This is a genomic window from Stutzerimonas stutzeri RCH2, from assembly GCF_000327065.1.
Lineage (GTDB): Bacteria > Pseudomonadota > Gammaproteobacteria > Pseudomonadales > Pseudomonadaceae > Stutzerimonas > Stutzerimonas stutzeri_AE.
Genome location: NC_019936.1, coordinates 457,861 through 482,183, shown reverse-complemented (window position 1 = coordinate 482,183; position 24,323 = coordinate 457,861). Strand labels below are relative to the sequence as shown.

The window sequence follows — 24,323 nt, the reverse complement described above, 5'->3', positions numbered from 1 at the left end:
AATTCAAGGAAGAAGCGGTGGCTACCTACAAGCATCTGAACATTGCACGGGAAGTTCTGGATAACTCACGCCGGACCAAGAATCCCCCTCCCTTCACCAAACGTGAAGATCGTCGAGGGCATGGCCAGAAACTCAATGCTTACTTTCTTACGGCTGAAGGGCAAGCCAAAAAGCAGATCGGCTCGACAGCTAACTCTCCCTACGTCCTCAAACTGAAATACGACGGCACTCTCAACTTCTCAAACCTTGATGTCCATGGCTTGGAGTTCGTCAGCCAGGAGGATAAACAGCTTTGCGTTGTTTTCGCGACAGAAGAAGGTTTGGCCAAGTTCGCTGACCATCTGACGAAGCTGGGTGTTATGGACGACGCCTTGACCTATGGCCAGATTCTGGAGGCTATCGCAGGGGTGGAGACATGGTCTGCGGAGGATCGGAAGAGCTGGGCGATCACCCATATCGGGATTCCGGACACCCCCACCTTCAAGCTTGATGTCGAACTATGGCCTGTCTATGTAGCGAGCCACCCGAAGCGAATCCTACTCACAAATGCTTTCGAGGCCTGGCTCTCAGGGGAGCGCATTAAAAGGCTCGACAAGCTGAATCTGGACAGCTTGCTCATGTACCGGGTTGAGGTGACGCCCGAACAAGCACAGCTACTGCTGAACCACCGCGATGTCCGGCTTGTTGATCTCATTCCCGCCACCGGAATCAGCATTCAGCAGCTGAATCGGGATATCAACGAGCTACCTCGAAACATACCTGCACCGGCCGCAGATGCGGCACGGGTCTGCATTCTGGACAGTGGTATCAACGGGAACCACCCCCTCTTGAAACCTGCGATGGCTGAAAGCGCCTCCTTTGTGGATGAGGAAGGAGACGATGACCAGGCGGGACATGGTACTGCTGTAGCCGGTGTGGCCCTGTATGGCGACGTAGAGGCCTGCAACAACTCAAATTTCTGGCGCCCGGAGCTCTGGATTTTCAATGGGAAGGTGATGAAGAAGTGTCCGCATACTGGCGATGCGATCTATGACGAGCTCTCGCTTGAGGCATCACTGACGAAAGCGGTTGAGTACTTCGTCGAGCTTGGATGTCGGATCTTCAATCTCTCCCTGGGTAACAATAATGCTCCGTACGATGGAGCTCATGTCAGGGGGCTCGCCTACATCCTGGACGTCCTCTCAAGGCGGCATAACATTTTGTTTGTGGTCTCTACGGGTAACTTCCGCGGCTCTGAAGAACCTCCAGTTCCGGTAAACAGCTGGCGTGACGAGTACCCCGAATATCTTGTCGCAGAACAAAGCGCAATCATCGATCCGGCACCCGCAATGATGGTGCTGACGGTGGGAAGCATCTCCCGGCACAACGCCACTTTTGACAGCCAGAAATATCCAGATATCAGTCAGCTCTCGCCTGCCTCGGAAAACCAACCATCACCTTTCACTCGGCATGGCCCCTCGGTTAAGGGTGCGCTCAAGCCCGAGCTTGTTGCGGCGGGTGGTAACCTTGCCAGCCCCATGAGGCAGGCCAATGCTCAGTGGTCGCCGCACATGCGGGGGCTGGGTGTACTTACGCTTAACCATCAGTGGGCAGGCAACACCATCTTCAAAGAAGTTAGCGGAACGAGCTTCGCGGCACCATACATCACTCATTTGGCCGGGCGCTTGCTGAATGAATATCCAACTGCGTCAGCGAATATGCTTCGCGCGATGCTGGTCAATCAGGCCTACCTTCCAGGTGAGGTTATTTCCACGTTTTCTAATGAGTTCAGAAAGGGCTACAAGGAGGCTAAAGCCACTCGGAAGCGTGATGTGGCGAGAGATGTCGCTGGCTATGGCGTAGTGAGTGAGGCCGACCTCTTCAGATCTTCCAATAACGTCGTAGTTCTGATGTCGGAGGAGACTATTGAAAACGACGGATGCCAGTTCTTTGAGCTGCCTTTGCCGGACGACTACCTGCGTTCCGCTCGTGGGACACGTGAGCTCTCGATAACATTGGCTTACTCGCCAGTAGTCCGAACTACCAGAATTGATTACTTGGCCACTCAGATCAACTATCGCTTGGCTGTAGGCACTTCGCTAGACGAAGTTCAGAAGCACTTTAGCAAGGAACTCAAGGCTGAGACGGAGGTGCTCAAGGAGGCCAAGTCCAGCAATCGCGACATCTCGGCCCAGCTGAGAAACCGCGGTACGGTCCAGTCTTCACGCTGGACGCTTCGGCAGTGTAAACCGGGTGAAAAGTGGTTTTTGGTCGTGGTCAGGCAAGACCGTGACTGGAACCCCTCTGCAGCAGAGAAGGAGCCCTATTCTCTGGTGGTCACTGTAGCTGATCGGGACAATGAGCATGCTCAGCTCTACACCCAGATTCAGGAGCGGATAGCGCAGCAGGCTGTGGCAAGGGAACAGCAAAAGGCTCAACAGGCTGCTCGGCTACAGAGTCGCGGGTAGTCAATATTCGCCTGCTATTGCAAGTACCCTACGGACTCAGCCATTTAAGCAGGCAATGCATCCTCGACGTGTTTGGTTTAGTGCTCTCCGCGCAGGGGATCACGTCGCCTCAGCTGACGTTGATCTCACAATTAAAGATGAGATGCAGGCTAGACTTGGGTGCTGCCACAGCCGGGAATTAGGTGGCCGAGCTACCACCCTCATTGAAAAAATCATCGTGAGCAACGCGCCCAAAGTCGCTGAGATCTTGGTCTTCATCACTGAACATGAAGTTCACCATCCGCTCACGTCTGAGACCTAAAAGCGTTCTGAAAAAACAGGACTCGCACAGATGGACCTCATAGCGCTCGCCATCATGAGCCGAGCCATAGCCCCAACTGGCGCGAAGAGTGCCAAATTGCAATCCTTGCCCTTCAACGCGCGTGCTATCGCCGCAGATGTCGCACAGGACATCACTGACCGATTTGCTCTGTTCCATAGCTGTGATCTTCATCGAAGCCTCCAATCAGGGTACATGCACGCCTTCGTTCATCTGGTACACGATATGCCTTCAGGAGCTTTGCTCGATGGGATTACGTGCGCCTCAAATACGGCCCTTCGGGATTCCGAACCAGCGGCAAAACTCAGAGGTTTTTACACAGCCCGAGCCATAAACGGCCATCAACAGTGATTTGGGACTAACTAGACGAACATAGCGCCCATAGCCAGCGCTTGGTTAAACCTGTCAAAGGTGTTGTCTCGGTGCAGTGTTCGCACCTGCCAAAGATAGAACGAGCGAACCGCCCCTTCCGTTGAGCCCCCCGCTTCCCGATAGCTCGTACCTCTTGAAATGAGTGCGGCACCACAGTTGCCTTCGAACTGCATGGGGCGTGCGGGTCCCCAGCCCGCATTCCAGTAACAGAGATCAGCGATGACCTGCTCGCCCACCTTGACCTCCAACTGCCCACCACAAGGGGTGAACTCGGCCTGGTCGCAGCCAGGGAGCGTTGGAAGGAATAGCCGCCCCGGATACAAATCGTGTTGAAGATAGCCTATGCGGTCGAGATCGAGCGGCGCGGCAAGCGGCCAGGCCTTGCACTTTCCATCTATTAGGCTGCCAAGATGGGGGGGTATCAAAAGAGTCGTCGTGCTCAGAGGCTCAGGCGCCGCACTGCGAAGCATCCGCCCGCTGGACCAGATGTTCTCCAAATGTACAGCCAAATCCACATCAGCGATCTCGCTGCCCGCCGCTTGTGACCAGCGAACGATCGAGACCTCCACACACCTCTCGATCGACATCACGATTGGCGAACTGAACGCGATCAGTTCGTCACTTGGTCGCGCTGCCTCTACGCGACTAATCAGAGCTCGCAGGGAGGCTTCGATTGCCTCGGTGTCACCGTCGAAGTCGGTTGTTGCAGGGAACCAAACAGGGCGTAGTGGTCGGAGGAAGGCTAAGGTCGGATGAACAGGTAAAGCCAAGAGAGCCCTTTCTTCCGCCAGATCCGTTGGCATACCCCACAAATCTTCGGCAACCGCCAGCGTGCGAAGGTAGGCGGAGATGGCGCGAAGAGCAGCCCGCGAGGATAGCTGTCCGACAAAACCTTCGCCCATGGGCCTCAGGAAGTGCCAGGGGTCTCCTTGGAACGGAGCGTCTGGGTAGGCGGTGCGGTTCGCCGTCCACTCAAAGGCCATCTGCCGGACGAACGGCAGCCCAGTATGACTCTCAAGCTTTCCCAAGGAAGTTCGGAAGATCCGAGGCAAATCTGAGCCCTGCACGCCGTCAAAGTCCTGGGGTATCTCGAACTCCTCGGGAACCTCCTCCAGCGCTTCGTCGTCGCCCTCTGGCAACAGACCACAGCTTTCCAGAACGAGGTCCGAAAGGATGGATGACCTCGAAGTGCTCTCAGCCAGCTTGGAAGTGGGGGAGTAGCCGCATGCTCTTACCGCCATCCAGAAGATACACAGGATCTCGACCACTTCGGCCTCAAGCTGGCGTGAGCTCAGCATTTGGAGAAGCACGGACTCGGTCTCAGCCTTCGAACCTGGCTCCCCCAGCCTAGCTGCCAGCTCCTGCATGGCCCACCACCTTGTAGACGTTGACGGCCAACCAAGCCGAGCAACGAGGATGCGAAGCTCGTCCATCAAGCCTCCGCTATCTCAGAAGATACCAACTCAGCCGCCCAGCGAGGCCGCTCCAACGGCAGGGTACGGGTGTCTTCAATAACGCAATTGACCATCGTCTCCGCGAACTTCACTGCCTCAGCGATCCTATTTTGTCGCGCATAGAAGTAGACCATAACTTCCGTGGGCGCCACACGTGGCGGTTCAGGATCGCCGAACATGGCGTAGGTTGTCGCAGCCACAAACTCGTCACAGCGCTGCGGATAATGCTTGACGACTAAATCGAGTCTGCTGAGGGTCTTCTCTTCTTTCTCCGCAAACCCGACCCAGGCACCGTTTCGGATATGCGCCTGGACAAGGTACTTCCATGCTGCCTTCACGCCACTTAGTTTGCGCCTCGTCTGAAAGGCCAGGTCAGACAGCACCAAGACTCCGCTGGGCCAGCCCTTTTCTGACAGAAGCAAGCCGTCGAGCGCCGAGAGCAGTCGCTTTCCTTGCCCCGCTTTATCCCAGTGCTGATACCAGTCGCGAAGGAGTTTCTCTTGCTCGCTGTGGCTGGCCGATAAACTGTCGAGCAGGTCGCTGAGTTGTTCCGGTGCAAAGTCCGTTACATCTCCCGTGTAAGGTTTGCTCTCGCTACTACTGCCGGGATACTCCGGTCTCTGCAGCAAACCGATGTCCCAACCGACGTGCTCCCGAAGGACGCCAAGCCGCTCTGCAGCCCTTGAGTTACCTTCGAGTGCAAGTTTACTCAGCACGTCATGAATCTCAGGATGTAGTGCGGTTCGCATCAACGCGTCCAGAGGCCAACCGTCCTCGATGCCTTGCACCACGTATTCCCGCAGACTGTCCTCTGCTTGCGACCAGTCGCCTGCGTGTATGTGCTCCTCGTACTTGATTACCAGAGCAGACGGCTTCAACTTCGCAAGCAGCCGATCGGCGGCCGCCAGAACATGTCTGGTGCCCTTCCCGTCGGTGTAGTCCAGGACGTGGTGCACCTGCGGCGCAATACGGCCGAGCAATCGACGGGAGTCGTTCGGTGCGACATCAACTAGGTAGCCGATGGCGTCGACCGTGTTGTTCAGCGTAGGGTCTTTACGATGCGCATAGCCAGTACTCAGCTCCCAGGTCTGCTTACACAACTCGCGAGCACTGGCGCTCAACCCATGGGCTAGCGCAATGGAACAAAGCTGGAGCGGTGTCTGAAGATGTACGCTGGTTTCACGGCAGATCTCTGCATCAAGCAGGATACGCTGGGACTCAACGAACGCCGCCGCCGCATCATCGCCCATCCTCGCCAGCAATCCGGACGCGTACTGAGTGCGGAAGGACTCACTGTCAAACCAAACGTACTGCCCGGCCGCCTCCATAGTTTCCTTGGTCAGGGGCACATCGTCGAAGTGCCCCTGCAGGATGCTCCCTACACGAATGTCGCAGGCAATTCGATGCAGTGCGCTCCGGAAGTCCTCGGCTGCAGAGCTCTCGTCATGGTTTTGCCTGAAACGCCTGAACTCCACTGTCTGGAGTAACGCGAACAGCTCATGGAAGTCTATGAACTCCCCCTGCCACCATTGGTGCGCAACCTGTGCACCGGCCGCAGAGAGTGCGTTGAGAAAGTCGGTGATGTTCGCCTTGTCTTTGTAGGAGGGAGCTCGCACGAACTCGAAGGCGGTCTGCCCTTCTACAGCCATAGACAGGCTCAGATGAACGGCGCTAAAGAACCAGTGGTGCGCGAGTGTAGCCAGATCTTCTTTGCGCTCGTAGTAGTTACCATTGAGCCACTCAATGGGGATAGGCTCGTTCATGGGCTTGGAAACCCTCTTACAAGCTGCCTCTACGGCAGCGACGAGGGGCGTTCGGGCAAGCGCGCTGAAGTCATCGCGCTCGGTGATGCTCACTCCAGCGGTCGCTGCCGCGCGAACGCACGCGTCACTGATGAGGTTCTTGCTCCTACCAGCAGCAAGCGAAGCAGCGACCTCCATCAAGTCGTCTAAATTACCTTCCTCAACCAATATCTGGACTCTTGGCAGCCAAACGGCCGCCCCGTTTTCGGAAACCAGCTGAGCTAGCGCTGTTGGTGTCGCACCGATGACGCCAAGCCGTGCAAATGCGTCGACCAGGAACTGGAACTCATCAGAGCCAGCACTCGACGAGTACCTGCTGGAGAAACGACTAAGCCCCCTGAACCGACGAAGCGCCTCTTCACCACACATTTCAGCCACAATCTCATCGCCCCGTGTACGCAGGGCCAACCCAAGCGCGGCGAGCTGGAGGATGTCCATCTCGTGTCTAGAGGCTAGAGCCTCACGCACGACACTCTCCTCTGTGGTGAGGAAGAAGGTGAACGAGATCAGCCTGGCCATGTCGTCGCTCTGCATCTGGTATCGGCTCCCACCGACCATCCGCCCCTTTAAATGCTGGAGCCGATAGGCTTCAGCAAACTCTTTGGTATCCAGCGCTGCAACCAGCGCGTCTGATAGCAGCGTGTCAAAAAGCGACTCCGGGTATCCCTCTTCCAGGCGGAGCATGATCCAGTCGCGGGTGAGACCGGCGATAAGGTTCTTGGGGTCACCCAATCTCGCCTGAACCGTCCAGAGCCAGTTCACGCGTAGCGAGGTGGGCGCTGAGCTCTCCAACCAACTTGCTACTGCTGGCATCAGCTCCTCAATGCGGTCGACGTAGCCTGGGGTTGCGCGCACGAAGACTGCAAGGCTCTCGTGGAAAACCTTCAGGCCAGCCGCCGAGGAGTGAAGCAGATGCTCAACTTTTGCGACCTCCGGCTCCGCCGTGCCGACTTTTGTGGCGATCTCCCCGAATGCAGATCTAGGCCAGAAGAACGAGAAGGCGCATACGAGCCGCAATGTGTCCTTGAGGCTTGGAGGGAGGCTTTGCCAAAGCGATGCGTAGTAGAACTGTGCCTCCCTACTTAAGTCCCCCTTCAGCTGCTCGACGTCCCACCTCGACAAACTGCGACTGGTATGTTCAAGCTCCGCAACGGCATAGATGACATGCAGAGGATGACCATTGGTCTGCGTACGAAGCGCGGTCGCAGTCTCCTGCAGTTGCCTTTCAACTCCATCCTCGCCCTCGAATCCAGTCGTAAATCTGCCTTCCTGAAATGCCTTGCGCAAATAGGACAGGACTGCGTTTTCAGACATCGCTGGCAGCGTACGCCACTCCGCTTTAGGCGCGACAGCAAGCAGGTCCGTCGGTAACTGGACGTCGTCCACTGGCTGGGTGCCGACGAGCAGCACCATGTTGTCCGGGCATGGGATCACCTGGGCAAACACATCGTCCAGCGGCCGCTTGTCCTCGGCGTTAATGCGCCAGACGTGGTCCAGCCCGTCCAAGACAAGAACGAACGGCTTGGCCAGTTGCTTGTAGTGAGAAGCACACGCTTCAAGTAGCGAGCGCAGGTCGCCCACCGGCACCTGAACATCCGGATGAAACCGTTTGACTTGCGCCTCGATGGACTGCTCGACTACATAGCTGTTCACCCGGTCTCGCCCTCGCTCCGTCGTCGAGAGGAAGTAATGATGCCGGACGGTAGGGATGCCCCGCTCAGCGAGCGTGTCGCACAACGCGCTCAGATAGGTACTTTTTCCACGACCCGGCGGCCCAGTGAGCACGATCGCCCCACCAGTAGCATTGACGGTGTCACGGGCAAACTCCGAATGGAACGTCTCATCAGGCACCTCGTAGCCCAGTGGGACAACGAAGTCCTCTGGCAAAGGCGCCGCTGGTGTCGAGCGCAGGATGGTGCGAACCTGCTCCAGCGTGATCCAACCGTCAGGGGGTGGGAAGTTTTTCCGCGTCGCCCAGTTCAAAGCTACGTACTTGAGGTTAGCAATACCCTCAGGAGTGCCGTGTTTGCGAAGTCGCGCATCGACCTCTTGCTCCAGCGTGTCGAACCCCTTGTCACTGTGAAAAATGTGCAGCTGGCTAAAAAACGCCTCGCAGTCTTGCTCGCCACCAAGTTCCGCGATGACCTCAGAGCGCCTGGGCTCGGGGATCCTGGCAAAGGAGATCTTGCCGCCGCTGAGGCAAGCTTCGATATCGGCATCCGGCCGGCGATTGGTCGTCAACGAAAATAAGCCCGTACGCGCCGGTTCCAACGCCTTGAAAGCATCGAACCACTTGCGCAACATCGACCTCGATCGCGCTGTCTTGCCAGTCTTTTCCAGCATCCAATCCCAGCAGAGCGGATGCGCGTTTGGATCAGGGGTGAACTTGACCTGCTGGAGATCAAGCAGGCTATCTGCACGCTCGACAACGATGTCATCCAGCCCTGTCGGCGCGACAGCCTCGTCGTCACACTCAAACCTCACCCGGGTATAGCGAGCCGGTGCGTCAAGCCAATCGCAAAGAACCCTGAGGCCTTGACGGTTCTGATAAATGTAACCTGCGGCGGTGATCGCGGTATTCTTGATGTCTTCAGACATGGGTGACTCGCCTTCAGAAGCTGCCAGGACAGCATCGGCTCGCGCTGCGAACCCGGTGATGCGGCTGAAGGCAGCAATATATGGGTTATCCGTTACCGCAGGGAAACGCCAGCCCAGTTGTACAGGCCTATCCCCCCACCGCGCGCGACTGAGCCCCTTCTTAAAGCTTCCTCATACGCTCATGTGGGCCCGCGATTGTAGAGGGCGAGAGCGATCACATCCGATTCGATACCTATTAGAGAGTTGTTGTCGAGCTGAATACAGGGCCAAGAGCTCCAATTGGCAGCGTCTCCGCCTGTTCCTCAATCCGGCCGGCCATAAGCATGTCAGTCCGGCTTGGATAATGACGCAGCAGGAATCGAGCATCACGCCGAACCCGTTCGGGCAAAGACCCATCACGCGAGAGCTCAAGAAGAAAGTCATGTGTCTGTATCACTGCTCGGGTACGTTCGCATGGCATTGTCATGCCTCACCTCCAAACAAGCTAAACACCTGAAATCAATAGCCTTCCGCCCTGATGTGCAATGCAGCAGAGAAGATCATGTGAGTTTTCAGCTGTCCGTCTGGAAACGGATCGACAGAAACGCTGTACTCTCGACCTCCCTCTACGCGATACCTATATCCGAGCTCAAGCCCCTGATCATCAAGGATCAGACTGACCTCCAACAAAGGCTCCATTGTCCAGCGCTCCGTATCGTTGATGTGCGATGGAGTCACAAGCTGGGCCTGCTCAATCCAAGCATGATCATCTTTTACGGCTACGACCTGCTCAAGCTGTACGGGTGTCGGAACCATTAGCATGCTGCGAAACAATTCCCCACCAGCGTCCTCCACCAGCTGAAGATAGAACCAAGGCCAAGCCGCATCCTGCTCAATAAATGACCAGAACTGAACGTCATCAGAGCCGTTGGAGCGCCCAGGAAACAGCTCAGATTTCCGATTTGTCTTGAACATCCCAGGCCCCTTGATGAGAATCATGCTCGACTAATGAACAATATATTTTGTAGTCATATATTGTTCAATCACGCTTCATCTTTCCATTTTGCGGGAGCGCAAAATGGAAGTCCGGAATTCGTTTAGTAAAGCGTTGAGGTTGGTGCGTCACAGCCAGGGGCTTACCCAGGAAGACTTCTCAATGGTTAGCAGCCGCACCTACGTCAGCATGCTGGAGCGGGCGGCTACCAGTCCTACGCTCGAAAAGCTTGATGATCTCTGCAAGGTGCTCGATGTCCACCCGGTCACCCTCCTGGCCATCACCTATTTGCTCGGAGCAGAGGCCCCCGCTGACCGTGAGTTACTGCTAAAGAGAGTTGGAGATGAGTTACAGAGCCTGCTCGCTGAGCCTGCATCATAGGCTTACGGGTAACACTCGACGTTGAAAGAGAGACCTCTAGTCAGTCCATTTCGAAGAATCAGATCGCTAAGGGTGCCATGTCCGTCGCAGAAGCAATCTCGAACCGAATTAAGCGAATGCAGAAGGGGAAGCCCTTTCCTCGCTCGCTATTCGCAGAGGCTGGCTCTCGTGCTGCCGTCGATAAGGCATTCTCCAGGCTAGTGCAATCAGGTCATCTTGAGCGCGTCGCTCGCGGCATTTACATGCGACCAAAATTTAGCCGCTACACCGGTCGCCGGCTCATACCTAGCCCGCTAGCCATCATGAGCATTCTCACTAAAGCAAATGGCGAGACGATTCAGATACATGGTGCGGAAGCTGTGCGCAGGCTGGGACTTAGTACTCAGATGCAGGTAGTACCGACTTTCTACACAAGCGGAGCAACCCGCAAAATCAAGGTTGGTAATGCGGTGGTTCGCCTACAGCATGTGTCCAGTCATCGCTTGCAGCACGCTGGCACTATGGTGGGCATGGCACTGACCGCACTTTATTACCTCGGCAAAGATGGGCTGTCTTCGCAGACGCTTTCCAAAATTACCTGCGCCCTCAGCCCTGTCGAACTGGCAACCCTTAGAGCATGCATGATGCCGAAATGGATGCAGGAGGTATTATCTAATGCCAACTATGAACCTGCCTCACTGAACAAGGCGCCTGAGCGAGCTTAGTGCGCCAGATAAGCAGTGGCGAACCAGCTCACCGATTGGACCTCGGTCACCACCCTTTCCTCATCAGCGTCTCAAAATCTCGACGTGACAAGACCTGTGCGCAGTTGCGCCAGTCGTTATCGGTTGGGCGCATGGTGGCGTTGTAGCGCAGATCGAAGCCGGTTTCCTGCTTCTGGGCATTGATGTACTGATCCATCAATTCTCCCAGATGCTCGATGTCGTCAATCCATTCGTCCTTGATGGTGTCCGGCAACGATCCGAACAGATCAAAGCGGTCCTTCATGCGTTCGGAAAGGCGGTCGTAGACTTTCTCGTCCACCGTCTGCTCGTTCACGAGGTTGGGGTCGCGGTATTTTGCCAAATCAGAAAGTCTTTTTCAGAGTTTCCCTAGGCTGACAAGCCAAGCGCTGGATCGCAACCATCCATCACCTTATCCAGCTAGATCTGCCTCCTCCAATAAGTGCCGCACAAATCCCGGCGGGTGCAGATTTCCGGGAGGTTTGCGCCAGATCAGTTGGAGACGCTTTTCAAGCCCCGGGATGGGAAGAGCTACCAGCGCGCCACTGCGAACTTCGTCTTGTACTGCGGAAGCCATCACCAACGACACGCCGAGTCCCGCCCTCACTGCTTGTTTGACTGCCTCGGTGCTGCCTAGCTGCATACCGCTGCGAGGCACGCCCAGTTCGCCAAAGTATTCGGTCAGAAGCCGTCCGGTACCGCTACCCGGTTCACCTCCCAGCATCGGCAGGTCCACCAGACGATCACGTTCTATGCACCCTGCTTCAACCAGCGCATGGTCGGGGCTGACGATAAGCACCAGCGGCTCGACCCGCCAGAGGCGGTGTTCGAAGTCGGGGTGAGGTAGCCACCATTCCATGATCGCGGCGTCGAGCTGGCCCGCCAGTAGCTGGTCGGCCACATCCGGGTTGGCGGCGATGCGCAGATCCACCTCGCCCCTCTCATTTGCGGTCGTCAGATAGTTGCGCACGAATGGCTGGAGAAGGTAGGTGCCGATGTTGGAGCTGGCCCCGACGCGCTCACGATTGCCATGCAGGGCTTCTAGCGCCCGGGCGTGCATGTCGAGCAAGGCGGTCGCATGCGGCATGAAGGCCAGCGCCCGTGTGGTAGGCTGGCAGCCGCTACGACTGCGCTGCACCAGCGTTACGCCGACCTGCTCTTCAAGCTTCTGCAAGTGCTGCGACACCGTCGGCTGGGCCAGCCCCAACGCCCTCGCCGCGCTCTGAAAACTGCCTGTTTGAACGATCGCTACCAGGCTCTTCAGCCAGACCGGATTCAACATGCGGCAGGCTCGGCCTTGGGCAGACGGTTCGCAGCGTTGATTGGGCGCGCACCTGCCAATGCCTGGATGATGTTCTGCGCTGCACAACGTTCAATCTCCAGGCGCACCGCGCGCACTGCCGACCCTATGTGCGGAGTGAACAGCGTATTCGGATGCGCGAGCAGCGCAGGATCGATCAGCCGCGGCCGGTCCGCGCGAGCCCAGTCTTCCATTTCGAATACATCCGCCGCATACCCGCCGAGCTGGCCTCGCTCAAGCGCCGCGAGCACGGCGGCTTCATCCACTACCGAACCACGACAGGGGTTTACAAGCAGAGCGCCCGGCCGTACGAGGGCAAGCAGCTCGGCGTTGACCAGATGCTGGGTATCGGCATTCAAGGGAAGCGCCAGCAGGATGAAGTCCGAGCTGGCGAAGAGTTCGCTGCACGCCACCCGGCGCAGGCCGAGCCGTTGCTCGGTTTGTGTATCCAGAGCCTTCGCCTCGTGGTACTGCAGGGTCGCGCCCCATCCCTGCAAGCGATCAGCCATGGCCAGTCCGATGGCGCCCATGCCAAGGATGCCGACCGTAGCGTTATCCAGCCCCGTGCCGTAGAACTGTGGTTGCCAGCCCTGGAACTTGCCAGAGCGGACGAACGCATCTGCTGCCCGCAGATGCCGCCCCAGCCCCACCGCCAGTCCGATCGCCAGCTCGGCAGTCGGGACCGTCAACAGATCAGGCACGAAGGTCAGCCAGACCCCGCGGGCAGTACAGGCGTCCACATCGAAATTGTCGAAGCCCTTGAGCGCGCAGCCGACTACACGCAGCTCAGGGCAGGCTTGAAGAAAGTCTGCATCGACCCGATCGGGCATGAACGCCATCATCGCCTGAGCATCGCGGCAGCGGCGCAGAATTTCCTCGCGCGGCAGCGTGCTGTCGGTCTGGTTGGTCATCAGCTCGCAATGTGGCGCCAGCAGTTGCAGGATCTCATCGTGTACTCGGTGAGTTATAACGAGTTTCGGCAGCATGGTTTGTCCTATTTGAAACGTTTGCGCAGCACGCCACTGAAGGCGTCTACTAGCGTGACCATGGCCAGGATGACCAGCAGGATTGCTGCAACCTCCTGGTACTGCATGATGCGCAGCGAGCCCATGAGTTCGAAGCCGATACCGCCGGCGCCAACCATGCCCATCACGGTGGAGGCGCGAAAGTTGTATTCCCAGCGGTAGATCGCCACGTCGGCGAACTGCGGCGTCACCTGTGGCAAAACCGCGTGCAGCAGCACTTGCATCGGCGTAGCCCCCGCCGCCCGAGCGGCTTCCACCGGCGCTTCGTCGACGTGCTCGATGGCCTCGGCGAAGAACTTGCCGACCATGCCGACCGAATGCAGACCCAGGGCAAGCACGCCCGGCAAGGCGCCGAACCCTACGGCTGCAACGAAGATGATGCCCATGATCAGCTCCGGCACCGACCGCAGGGCATTGAGCAGCACCCGGGCAACACCGAACACAAGGGGGTGCGGCGCCGTATTGCGCGCTGCAACGAAGGCCACCACCAGCGAGAACACCACTGCGATGGCCGTACCGGCGATGCTCATCGCCAAGGTGTCGATCAAGGGGCGAATCCAGCTTCGATAGCCCGAAAAGTCTGGCGGCATGGCCTCGCCTGCCAGGGTCGCGATGGAGGGCAGCCCGTTCAGCAGCGTGGTGGCATCGAGCAGCCCCACGTACCAGCAGGCCAACAGCACCACTCCGAATACAATCGCCACCTGCCCCAGCTGGCGCCACCAACCGAGGCCGAAGCCTCGAAGGATGTGCTCGCGTTGCTCTGCAGGCAGCGCCTGCACGTCGTAATGAGTAGACATATCGGTGCTCACATCGTGGCGAAGTCGAGGCCGAGCAGCGATCCCATGTTGCGGATCACATCGTAGTCGGCGTCGGTGATTGGCGCGAAGGCCTCGGCCTTGAAGTTGCGCAGCACTTCGGGATCGTCGATACCGACGAATACATCCCGCACCTTGGTTTTCAGCTCGGGGCTCAGGTTCGAGCGCATCGCCCAGGGGTACTGGGGGTATTCGCCGCTGTAACCAAGTACTTTCACCTTGCTCGGATCGATTAGGCCACGTTCGACTGCGTGATTGAAAATTACCTCCGACAGCCCACCCGCATCGGCGTTGCCGTTCGCCACGTTGACGGCAACGGCGTCATGCGTGCCCACAAAATGTTGTTCGTAGTCCTGCCCACCCGTCAAACCGGCCGTCTCAAGAAGCACGGCTTTGGGAATCAAATGGCTGGACGTCGATGCCCGGTCACCATAGGCCATCTTCTTGCCCTTAAGGTCGGCATACTCATTCACGCCTGACGCCACATTGGCGATAATCACCGAGCGATAGGTCGGCTTGCCGTCGATGACCATGGCAGCGAAGGGCTCGATGTCGCTTTTGCTTTTGGCCATGACGTAGGACAGCGGACCGAAATACGCCAGGTCGATACGGCCAAAGCGCATCGCCTCAATCATCGAGGAATAGTCGGTGGTTACGATCAGCTGCACCTTCTTGTCCAGATGCTCTTCCAGATAATCCTTCAGCGGCTGGTTACGCTTGATCAGCTCGGAGGCGTTTTCGTCCGGCAGCAGGGCAACCTTTAGCACATCCGGATCGGCATCGGCCGCTAGGGCGGACAAACTTGAAACAGCGGACAGCAAGCAAGTCAATAAGAGCGCGGATAAGCGTTTCATCGGGACATCTCCAGTGAAGGTTCGAGCATGACAGGTGGTTCAGCCGGAGCATTCGCTGGCTGAGTCGTAGAGCGGCCTGCATAGATGCGCTCAAGCTGCGCATCGGTGAGTTCCGAGGGCGCGGCATCGAAAACGATCTGAGAATCGGCCAGCCCGACGACGCGATCGGCGAAGCGGCGGGCATATTCGAGTTGATGCAGCGAAACGATGGCGGTGATGCCGTCTTCCTTGCAGATGTCGCGCAGCAATCCGAGAACACGGACCGAAGTGGCCGGGTCGAGACTGGCTACCGGCTCATCGGCCAGAATGATCGCCGGCTGTTGCGCTAGCGCACGCGCGATGCCTACCCGCTGCTGCTGGCCACCGGACAGTTTGTCCACCCGGCTTAGCGCCTTGTCTGCCAGACCGACCCGAGCGAGGCAACTGAGCGCAATCTCCTGATCGGCACGCGGCAGAGGAAACAGCGAGCGGAGCGTGTTGTGAAAGGCCAGCCGACCGGTAAGCACATTAGCCAGTGCGCTTTGACGTTCGATTAGCTGGTGGTGCTGAAAGATCATGGCGGTACGCCGACGATGCTGACGCAAGGCCGAGCCGCTGCCGAGTTCACCGAGTTCGCTGGTGACACTGCCGCCAGTGGGCGTGACGAGTCGATTGAGACTACGGAGCAAGGTCGACTTGCCTGCGCCCGAGAGACCAAGCAGCACGGTGAACTCACCACGCCGAAATGCAATCGAGGTATCGCGTAGGGCTGTCACGCCGCCTGGATAGACGACGCTCAACCGGTCGACCCGCAGCACGGCGTCCTGTATCGGATGGGGCGTCATTTGATCACCTTTCGCAATATTGCTGGCCGCACAATTGCGGTTCGCGATGCAAAGGGTAGAAATTCCTTGTTAACGCACTGTTTCTAAAGGATGACATTTCGATGAATACTTCGAATCTGCCGTAGCGGGGCGGCAAGCGAAGCCGTGGAAGAACGGGCGCAACGTAGCGTCTTTCTTCACGCGGGATACAGGAGGCTTTGATTGATACTGCTGCGGATTCGCTACAGTAACGTTGGGCCAGAACGTAATGCCATCCAAGCAAGAGAGCGCACACTAGCGGACTATAGGAGACATTCTATTCTTGCCCGTCGATTGACCTAGGCCGTTATGTGGCTGGTCGAAACCTTCAGGTGCCGCCCAACTAGACGTCTGTTGTCGCGCCCAGCTTAATGCTAGGGAAACTCTGAAGAAGACTTCCAGATTTTGGCAAAAGACCCGGATTCCACCCGCTGAGTTTCCCCATGAAGCAGATGACCTTCGCTGACGCCGAGTACGCCGGTAAGCGCAAACAAACCCGCAAAGAGTTGTTCCTGATCGAGATGGATCGGGTGGTGCCGTGGAAGGGTTTGATTGCCTTGATCGAGCCGCATTATCCCAAGGGTGAAGGCGGTCGTCCGGCCTATCCGCTGATGGCGATGCTGCGCGTGCACCTGATGCAAAACTGGTTCGGTTACAGCGATCCAGCGATGGATGAATCGCCCCTGGTTTCGTAGACACCTCCAAGCCTCATAATGAGGCCCATCAGGAGGTGCCATGAGCAACCAGCGTTACCCCGAAGAATTCAAGATCGAAGCGGTCAAGCAAGTCACCGAGCGCGGTTTGCGCGTTGCCGATGTGGCGGAGCGTCTAGGCGTGTCCGCGCACAGCCTGTACGCCTGGGTAAAGCGCTACAGCAAGCCCCAAGCACAGCGGCAGCAGGTAGATGATCAACAGGCCGAGCTGCGTCGCTTGCGCGCGGAACTCAAGCGGGTGACCGAAGAGCGAGACATCCTAAAAAAGGCCGCCGCGTACTTTGCCAAGGAGTCCGGCTGAAGTACGCCGTCATCAGCAAGCTGTCGGTGGAGTACCCGGTACGGCGTCTCTGCCAGACCCTCCAGGTACATCCCAGCGGTTACTACGCCTGGCTGGCCGAGCCGAAATCCGCACGCGAGAAGGAAGATCAGCGCCTGCTCGGATTGATCAAGCATGCCTGGCTGGAAAGCGGCGGGGTCTACGGCTACCGCAAGATCCACGACGACCTGCGTGAGCTGGGCGAGTCCTGTGGCCGGCACCGCGTGGCTCGCCTAATGCGGGTGGAGGGGCTGCGTTCGCAGACCGGTTATCGTCGGCGCCCCGGCTATTACGGCGGTAAGCCGACGGTGGCTTCGCCCAACCGCCTGGAGCGGCAGTTCAAGGTCAGCGAGCCGAACAAGGTCTGGGTCACCGACATCACCTACATCCGCACCTATGAGGGCTGGTTGTACTTGGCGGTGGTGCTGGATCTGTTTTCGCGCCAGGTGATCGGCTGGTCGATGAAACCACGGATGTGCAGCGACCTGGCCATCGATGCGTTGTTGATGGCGGTCTGGCGGCGCAAGCCCAGGCAGGAGGTGATGATCCACTCCGACCAGGGCAGCCAGTTCAGCAGCTCGGACTGGCAGAGCTTCCTAAAGGCCAACAACCTAATCAGCAGCATGAGTCGACGCGGTAACTGTCACGACAACGCGGTCGCGGAAAGCTTTTTCCAGTTGCTGAAGCGGGAGCGCATCCGACGGAAAACCTACGGCACTCGCGAAGAAGCCCGCAGTGATGTGTTCGATTACATCGAGATGGTCTATAACCCCAAGCGCCGGCACAGCAGCGCTATGCAGCTGTCGCCAGTGGAGTTTGAAAAGCGTTATTTCCAGAGCTTGGAGAGTGTCTAGGAAAGCCGGGGCGATTCAGGAAGAGGCGCTGTACGAGACCACCATCCTGCGCCAGTTCGCGGGGCTGAGCTTGGAGCGTATCCCCGATGAAACCACCATCCTCAACTTCCGTCGTTTGCTGGAGAAGCACGAACTAGCCGCCGGCATCTTGGCTGTCCTCAATGGCTATCTGGGCGACCGAGGGCTGTCGCTGCGCCAAGGCACGATCGTCGATGCCACGCTGATCAATGCGCCGAGTTCGACCAAGAACAAGGACGGTAAGCGCGACCCGGAAATGCATCAGACCAAGAAGGGTAACCAGTACTACTTCGGCATGAAGGCGCACATCGGTGTCGATGATGAGTCGGGCTTGGTGCACAGCGTGGTGGGCACGGCGGCCAACGTGGCCGATGTCACCCAGGTCGATAAGCTGCTGCACGGCGATGAGAACATGGTCGGTGCCGACGCGGGTTACACCGGCGTCGAGAAACGCCCTGAACATGAAGGCCGGGAGGCCATCTGGCAGATCGCCGCCCGCCGTAGTACTTACAAGAAGCTTGATAAGCGCAGTGCTTTGTACAAAGCCAAGCGCAAGATTGAGAAGGCCAAGGCTCAGGTACGAGCCAAGGTCGAGCATCCGTTCCGGGTGATCAAGCGCCAGTTCGGTTATGTGAAGGTGCGCTTCCGTGGTCTGGCGAAGAACACGGCGCAACTGATGACGCTGTTCGCGCTGTCGAACCTGTGGATGGCGCGCCGACATTTACTGGCGAATGCAGGAGAGGTGCGCCTGTAATGTGGAAAATGGCTGCCGCGAGGTGCTCGCGGCGGCTAAAAACACAGAAATAAGCGGGTGATCTGAGCGTTTTTGATCGATTTGCCGCTTTTAAAATCGGCAGGGGCTGAAGTCAGCCAGAAATACACAACTACTTCAGACCATCCATAGCGAAAACAGAGACGTCTTAATAACGCCAATTGACTAAACGACACTTAAACCGCCGGGGCTGCTCCTTAGGCGCTCATTCACCCTCAAAAGCCCCTCACATTTTCTTTTATAGAAGTCAGTTTCAGCCTCATAAATAGCAATCTTCGACAAGGCTTGATCTCTTTCTTTTCGCATGACTTCAACCTGTTTCCTCAATTCTCCATTTATTACCCTCAGCGTCTTTTTTTGCGTTGAAGCGAACACCTCAAGCTCTGATGCTTCTCGAATACTAGAGTTATGAGCGTCGATTGCATCACGAACATGAGAATTCCATGGACTATTGAGGGCAACATTACTTTTCAAGCCCGCACCAGACCAAACGTCCTTGTAAGACCATAGCGCATCTGGTTTTTCCTTCCCCAGTTTCTCAACAACCTTCAACATTGCTTCAGTATTTTTTACCTTCAGGGCCTCTCGATTTTCCTTGAGGCCTACCAAACTGCCACGAGGTTTTTTATTATTCACAATTTAAGCCATCCATTTGACTGAGCAATTTATCAATTTCAGAGATCCTGTCATCTAAATGGGCCACCTTTAGTGGCTGACCAGAAAAGAAGTCTCTCATTCTTTGATTCTCGCTCTTACGCCAGGTCAAGGTTCGCCTCATACCTTCAGCGGGAATAATAGAATTATTACAATCCGCTGGACGACAGTTTGCACTATCTCCCCCACAAAGCGCCTTTTTGGCTCTAAACATACACAAGCCATCATCCATTTGCTCAATAAGCGCTTTCTTGGATAGATTATCCAAGAGCCGCTCTCTATCATCGGCAGACATACCCATAAAAGCCTTCCTATACCCCTCAACCTCATCAGCACCACCGCCAATAATAGGGGCCTGAGTCAGCATAATTTCGTCGTACTTCTCTCTAGACAGGGTAAATTTCTCCTGCTGCAATTCAGAGTAGAGATTTAAGTCACCGTAATTCTTCGTCATCTCAATATCAAAGTGCTTCAATTGATCTTGAAGCTCAACCAAACCAAGACCACTCCTAATCATAAGTCGTGAGAACTTCTTTCTAAACTGATGTGTCGCAACCGGCCACACCTCCCCATCAAATTCCACACAATGATATTCAGCATATTTTTTTAAGGCGCCATTTATGGTAGAAAGTGAGATCCTTTCACCGGTGTTTAGGTAGCCCGAGAAAAGAAAAGAATTTCCTCTCTTATAACGATGAGCCAAGCCTTGTTCAAGCGCCTCCAAAACACGCTCGACGTAAGGAATCGTTTGCCAGAGGTAGCTAGTAGCATCATGCTGCAATTTATTCGTTTTCGACATCAAGAAATAAAAATATTTAACCCCACCATCAACGCTAACCGGTCGCACACTCCAATTATTAGCACGACCAACCTTAATATGGGCCATTTCATGGAACCGCATACCTGAAAACATCGCTATCAAAATATAACCAGCCACAAGGAGCCTTGACTCCAATGTCTTTACTTGATGCCAAGAAGAAATACCATATCTATCCCAAGGAAATGGATTAATCACCTCCACAGAATGCTTATACTCACCAGTGGGCAGCAGCTTTCTAGAAGTTGCTCTTCCAGACTTATATTCCTTACGCTTCGCCCTTATTTCCTCCAATTTGCCAGCAATAGATAAATCATCTATCGCACATTGAATTAGCTTCTTCGCAACCGAGTCCGGCATCTCTGGTGTAGTCTGATATTTTCTAGGTAGTTTTTTCTGCGCACGATCCTTAGCCCATTCCGTTTCACTGCGACTATCTCCAAAAGGCCAAGTACACAATCCGTCAGTAAGCTTTCCAGATTGCTCATAGAGCCACGAGAGCCCATAAATTCTTGACTTAAGCGTCCTATCCGTAATCAATCCTCCAGCTTTATTTGCGGACTCAGCCACCCAATCCTGAAACGCCTGAAAATCAAGATCGATAACATCAGAAAATCTGTCGATCCCCGCTTCTCTCATGAACCTTAAAAGACTTCTGACCCCCTTTGTCATTGCAACGCAAATAGTTGACCACTTGGGATATGTAGAGGGAGGATCAACCAACAATGAATAACAATACTCCTTAACCGAACTCAAATAACACTCATAACCCGGCATGGTTATATCGCTACCATCCTCAAAATGAATCTGGCTGAACTTAAGAACAACGGCCCTTGAGCGTAAACTTGGATACTCAGCAGAAAAATCCCAAACATTATCTTTATAAAATGACAATGCCGATATCTTAATTTTCGCTCTAACCGCCTCCGACACGCCCTTGAGATTAGTGTAAAAGCCCAGCTCATTATTCAACTCTTGGACAATATCTCTCGTAAATAAATATAGAGGAGAGCCTAAACGATCAACCATGCTTTCTCTCCTCATACAAGGAAATATCCCACTCCGGGATTGGAAAACTCAGAGCCTCAGACCTTATCCTCTCAATAACGCCTGAGTCATATTTTACAAGTATATAATTCTCCCAAATGAATCGCTTCTCAGAAGTAGCCTTCCTGTGCTCCAAATCAGTTATATCTCCAACCTGCAAAAGATAATCATGAAAGGCAATGAAGCAGAAGTACTTCTTTATATCAAGAAAGGTTATTATTAAATTCTGACACCCCAAACACACCTCATTACTAGCGCTACATAAGGACCCAGTTTTTTGCCCAGAAACAGGAGATTTCATCGGATCCCTGCAGTGATTTAAAAGAGCCTCGTGCATTCCTTGAGTACTCTCACTTGCTTCCAGAGACTCGCTAATCAAAGAGCCATCCTCAGCAGAGGAAAGTCGAACAAAAACTGCATCCTGATGAACTGCTCGTCGGGTCAGAAAGATTGGATCATCTAACCGCCTCAAATAATCAGCAGTTGTTGAAAGCCTAGCATGTCCTAATAACGCCTGAAGATAGTTCATATCTTCAGTCCTTAAGTATTCACTCCAAGCCATTGCTGGACGAATCAGTCGCGCCTGAATAGATAAAGGTTTACCATCACTGCTTGTTAATGCATGTTTTCGTGAAAAAGCTTGAAGAGCCCTTTTAAATGCGGAGCTACCTAGAGGCTGGCTAACTTTGAAACGATTGGCGTTTGCAATCCACAACTCATCTTGGCCGTCTTCCCTAATAGACTCGGTAATAGCACTCACCCGTTTAATTATCATCGCAGGCCAGCTATCGTTGCCTTTATCAGTAGGAATGGTCATTCCTTTCTTAAAAGACCGATACTTTTTCCAGTTAATCATGACACGACCATCATTCAACGGGTCAGGAACTAGGCAGTCTATTGTCAGGCGCTGGACAGTAAATGGATTCAACTGCGTTCTAATCAAGAGCAACAAGTAATATGGAATCAGGTCCTCTGCTTGAACCCAGCGATATACACCCAACTCCTTGTAAAAATCCTTTATCCTTCCCCCAAAATATTCTTTCAAAGCCCCCCAGAACTCTGGCGCAATTTTCTTCAATTCACTGCCAGATAGAGCTCTGCAACCTAATTTGTTTTCCCAGTACCAGACAAGATAATCTTTCTTTTTCCATGGCGTACGGTAATTGATAGGACAAGGCAACCCCAAATACTTTGGTTTATAATCAGGGCCAGCACCTATGCGGTCATAAAACTCGCTCAAATACTTGACACTGCCATTTTTACCATCCAGTGCCGTAGACTGAAAAAAAGCCTGCCCTTTTGGCAGCTTGTAAAGTGCATTGCTATTAAGCCTCATACATCCACAATTATTCTCCCACCACCAGATTCTATATTCTTCACTGGCCCAATATGACCTACTGCCAGACGGACCAATAGGAGCCACATCTTCTAATGGCGGAGCTATTCCAATCCATTTAGGCTGATACGTCTTCTCAAACTTAGACGCGCTTTCACGCATCCCACGCACAGCCGCATTGAGAATACCTTTCAACTCTTCCTGATCATATCCAATACAGGACGAGACAAGCGAGCTTGACTTGGGAAAGGCATTACGAACGGGAATAAAACTATCGCTAACCTTATAATGGCTACTCATTTGCAAAAATACGGGTGAAATTTTTCGATACATAGAGGCCGCAGTTGAATAGCTTAAACTTTTATCCTTTTTTAGCCATTCCGCAAAGTATCGCAGCGTATCCCCTGAGAGCTGCTCTGCTCTATAGATCAGAACACTTTCAAGAAATTTAAAGAACCTTGGAAGTATCTCGATAATCGCCAACCGACTTAAATGCCCCATCATATTTCTTCGCCTGTAAATAGCCCACACCACTACTCCGAGCACATCCCGAAATGAATCAGAGTATGGCTTGTCACTTAAGTCATATGCATATATTTTCGCCGTGTTCTTACATTCCGCAGTGAATTTAAGCTCTGTTTCAGCACGTTCCTCAGCCACAGTAAGGAAATAAAGAGAGCTAGACCTGTTTTCATCCATTAGCAGCCCCTATCAATCTATCAATCTCATCCTGTAGAGCTCTATATGTCCCAGCGTAGGAAATCAGTAAAGCCGTATGGACATAGAAATTCCGAGTCGTGTTCTCATTGGAGTGCCCCATTAAATTGGCCAACCCCGCCAGATCTTTATTCAAAAGGTAATGGTAAGTACCATATGTATGTCTTAACACATGAGGTACGGTCTTAACCCCAAGCCTCTCACTTGCCCTGGTAAACAACTTTTCTATCCAGTTAGCTGTCAACCTTCGACCTTTTTCACTTAAGAAGAGCACATCATCTACAACATCATTTCCAGCGATCGATTCTATTTTTTCTACAACTCTTTGCCTGTCAAAATCTACGTACTGCCAAAACTTAACAAGCAGCTTATTGGGTATCAAAACCAGTCTTGCTTTCCCCCCCTTGCCGATAACTCTCGCTGGAGTCGAGTGCCCTCTTAGATTAACCTCGGGCAGATCTTTTAAAGGAAACCCTACTACTTCAGATATCCTAAGTCCCGACTGAAGCATAAACGCTCCAATCAACTTATTCCTTAGCCTTACTTCTGAATTAGCGACCCCCGAAACCTCGGAAAGGGTATCAATGAACTTAACAGCAGTTTCCAAGATAAGAAATTTTGTATGATCTTTTATTTCTCTTGAGTGATGTCCTTTGGTGTTATATTTTTTCCGCAACCCGCCGTATGAGCTAGCGACCTCAATTGGATTCAAATCGGGACATAACTTTTTCTCATAACACCATACAAGATAGCGATAAGCACCTGTCGCTCTTGCATTTACAGTATTCCAGCTAAGCGGCACTCCAGATGCCTTTCGATAACCACAGAGCGCATCTACGTAGCTGTCAAAGACATCATCCGTAACATCTATAAGTTCAATTCCGGAGTTTTCCGACCAAACCAAAAACTCTTTAATATGTTCCGCGATAGTTTTCATACTTTTCGGCATTAATCGGCGGGACAAAAACCGCATGTAGGCGTTTGCCTCGCTATATGGTTCAGCTGAATCATTGAAAAACTGCGGAATTTTATGTGAGAGCTGTGATAGCCTCGAATCGTGACTACTGCGAAAGTCAACATTGACAATCAGAACCATGTACTCTCCTCTGTGACCTGTCGCAAAGCCAGTACAAAACAAAGATAAGCCCGGAACGGCTAAATCCAGTTACTCA

General features: G+C 54.3%; 19 protein-coding genes and 2 pseudogenes. 6 read left to right on the top strand and 15 right to left on the bottom strand.

Annotated features, from left to right (window positions below):
* Positions 1–17: 17 nt before the first annotated feature.
* Positions 18–2,447: a S8 family peptidase gene (locus tag PSEST_RS02175; RefSeq protein WP_015275435.1), complete on the top strand. Its 2,430-nt coding sequence runs from the start codon at positions 18–20 to the stop codon at positions 2,445–2,447.
* A 178-nt stretch (positions 2,448–2,625) separates the two neighbouring features.
* On the opposite strand, the gene PSEST_RS02170 is transcribed toward PSEST_RS02175, so the two are convergent.
* The 5 genes from PSEST_RS02170 to PSEST_RS02155 form a co-directional block, all read right to left on the bottom strand.
* On the bottom strand, positions 2,626–2,940 hold the full coding sequence (locus tag PSEST_RS02170) for a hypothetical protein (RefSeq protein WP_015275434.1): 315 nt from the start codon (positions 2,938–2,940) through the stop codon (positions 2,626–2,628).
* Between the two features lie 188 nt (positions 2,941–3,128).
* On the bottom strand, positions 3,129–4,505 hold the full coding sequence (locus PSEST_RS02165) for a multidrug DMT transporter permease (protein ID WP_225775526.1): 1,377 nt from the start codon (positions 4,503–4,505) through the stop codon (positions 3,129–3,131).
* 65 nt (positions 4,506–4,570) lie between these two features.
* A complete protein-coding gene (locus tag PSEST_RS02160) occupies positions 4,571–8,992 on the bottom strand; it encodes an NACHT domain-containing protein (RefSeq protein WP_015275432.1) in 4,422 nt (1,473 codons plus the stop codon).
* Between the two features lie 235 nt (positions 8,993–9,227).
* Positions 9,228–9,452: a BPSL0761 family protein gene (locus tag PSEST_RS22505; protein WP_282611471.1), complete on the bottom strand. Its 225-nt coding sequence runs from the start codon at positions 9,450–9,452 to the stop codon at positions 9,228–9,230.
* Positions 9,453–9,490: 38 nt separating this feature from the next.
* Positions 9,491–9,970 (bottom strand): hypothetical protein, encoded by a 480-nt coding sequence (locus tag PSEST_RS02155; RefSeq protein ID WP_177282070.1) that lies wholly within the window; start codon positions 9,968–9,970, stop codon positions 9,491–9,493.
* A gap of 79 nt (positions 9,971–10,049) precedes the next feature.
* On the opposite strand from PSEST_RS02155, the gene PSEST_RS02150 reads away from it, so the two are divergent.
* Together PSEST_RS02150 and PSEST_RS02145 are read left to right on the top strand one after the other, a co-directional pair.
* Complete coding sequence (locus tag PSEST_RS02150) at positions 10,050–10,346, top strand: helix-turn-helix domain-containing protein (protein WP_015275429.1); 297 nt, start codon at positions 10,050–10,052, stop codon at positions 10,344–10,346.
* 77 nt (positions 10,347–10,423) lie between these two features.
* Positions 10,424–11,050, top strand: coding sequence for a DUF6088 family protein (locus tag PSEST_RS02145; protein ID WP_015275428.1), 627 nt, complete (start codon positions 10,424–10,426; stop codon positions 11,048–11,050).
* A 46-nt stretch (positions 11,051–11,096) separates the two neighbouring features.
* Here PSEST_RS02145 and PSEST_RS02140 read toward each other — a convergent pair whose 3' ends face one another.
* The 6 genes from PSEST_RS02140 to phnC form a co-directional block, all read right to left on the bottom strand.
* Entirely contained in the window at positions 11,097–11,369 is a 273-nt protein-coding gene (locus PSEST_RS02140; protein WP_041756420.1) for a hypothetical protein, read from the bottom strand.
* Between the two features lie 111 nt (positions 11,370–11,480).
* Complete coding sequence (locus PSEST_RS02135; RefSeq protein WP_015275427.1) at positions 11,481–12,350, bottom strand: LysR family transcriptional regulator; 870 nt, start codon at positions 12,348–12,350, stop codon at positions 11,481–11,483.
* A complete protein-coding gene (gene ptxD / locus PSEST_RS02130; protein ID WP_003127732.1) occupies positions 12,344–13,354 on the bottom strand; it encodes a phosphonate dehydrogenase PtxD in 1,011 nt (336 codons plus the stop codon). Before ptxD ends, PSEST_RS02135 begins: the two co-directional genes overlap by 7 nt.
* An 8-nt stretch (positions 13,355–13,362) precedes the next feature.
* Entirely contained in the window at positions 13,363–14,190 is an 828-nt protein-coding gene (phnE, locus tag PSEST_RS02125; RefSeq protein WP_010466252.1) for a phosphonate ABC transporter, permease protein PhnE, read from the bottom strand.
* 8 nt (positions 14,191–14,198) lie between these two features.
* Complete coding sequence (gene phnD, locus PSEST_RS02120) at positions 14,199–15,062, bottom strand: phosphate/phosphite/phosphonate ABC transporter substrate-binding protein (protein ID WP_010562501.1); 864 nt, start codon at positions 15,060–15,062, stop codon at positions 14,199–14,201.
* Positions 15,059–15,886, bottom strand: a complete 828-nt coding sequence (gene phnC, locus PSEST_RS02115) for a phosphonate ABC transporter ATP-binding protein (protein WP_003118432.1) — start codon at positions 15,884–15,886, stop codon at positions 15,059–15,061. The genes phnD and phnC overlap by 4 nt, the downstream gene beginning before the upstream one ends.
* A 461-nt stretch (positions 15,887–16,347) precedes the next feature.
* On the opposite strand from phnC, the pseudogene PSEST_RS02110 reads away from it, so the two are divergent.
* The 3 genes and pseudogenes from PSEST_RS02110 to PSEST_RS02095 form a co-directional block, all read left to right on the top strand.
* Positions 16,348–16,584 (top strand): annotated as a pseudogene (locus PSEST_RS02110) (IS5/IS1182 family transposase); the annotation flags it as partial.
* 55 nt (positions 16,585–16,639) lie between these two features.
* Positions 16,640–17,790, top strand: a protein-coding gene (locus tag PSEST_RS02100) for an IS3 family transposase (RefSeq protein WP_085990595.1) whose coding sequence is annotated in 2 segments (ribosomal slippage) — positions 16,640–16,877 and positions 16,877–17,790 — 1,152 coding nt in all. Because the reading frame shifts where the segments join, the coding sequence is not laid out codon by codon here.
* A 19-nt stretch (positions 17,791–17,809) separates the two neighbouring features.
* Positions 17,810–18,562 (top strand): annotated as a pseudogene (locus tag PSEST_RS02095) (IS5-like element ISPre1 family transposase); the annotation flags it as partial.
* A gap of 183 nt (positions 18,563–18,745) precedes the next feature.
* Here the strand turns inward: PSEST_RS02095 and PSEST_RS21610 are convergent.
* The 4 genes from PSEST_RS21610 to PSEST_RS21600 are packed head-to-tail and all read right to left on the bottom strand — an operon-like array spanning position 18,746 to position 24,247.
* Complete coding sequence (locus PSEST_RS21610; RefSeq protein WP_225775528.1) at positions 18,746–19,216, bottom strand: hypothetical protein; 471 nt, start codon at positions 19,214–19,216, stop codon at positions 18,746–18,748.
* Entirely contained in the window at positions 19,209–21,080 is a 1,872-nt protein-coding gene (locus tag PSEST_RS21605) for a tyrosine-type recombinase/integrase (protein WP_015275425.1), read from the bottom strand. Before PSEST_RS21605 ends, PSEST_RS21610 begins: the two co-directional genes overlap by 8 nt.
* Positions 21,073–23,133, bottom strand: a complete 2,061-nt coding sequence (locus PSEST_RS22245; RefSeq protein ID WP_015275424.1) for a hypothetical protein — start codon at positions 23,131–23,133, stop codon at positions 21,073–21,075. The genes PSEST_RS21605 and PSEST_RS22245 overlap by 8 nt, the downstream gene beginning before the upstream one ends.
* Positions 23,126–24,247 carry a tyrosine-type recombinase/integrase gene (locus tag PSEST_RS21600; RefSeq protein ID WP_003246636.1) on the bottom strand — a complete coding sequence of 374 codons (1,122 nt, stop codon included), beginning with the start codon at positions 24,245–24,247 and terminating at the stop codon, positions 23,126–23,128. Before PSEST_RS21600 ends, PSEST_RS22245 begins: the two co-directional genes overlap by 8 nt.
* Between the last annotated feature and the right edge of the window lie 76 nt (positions 24,248–24,323).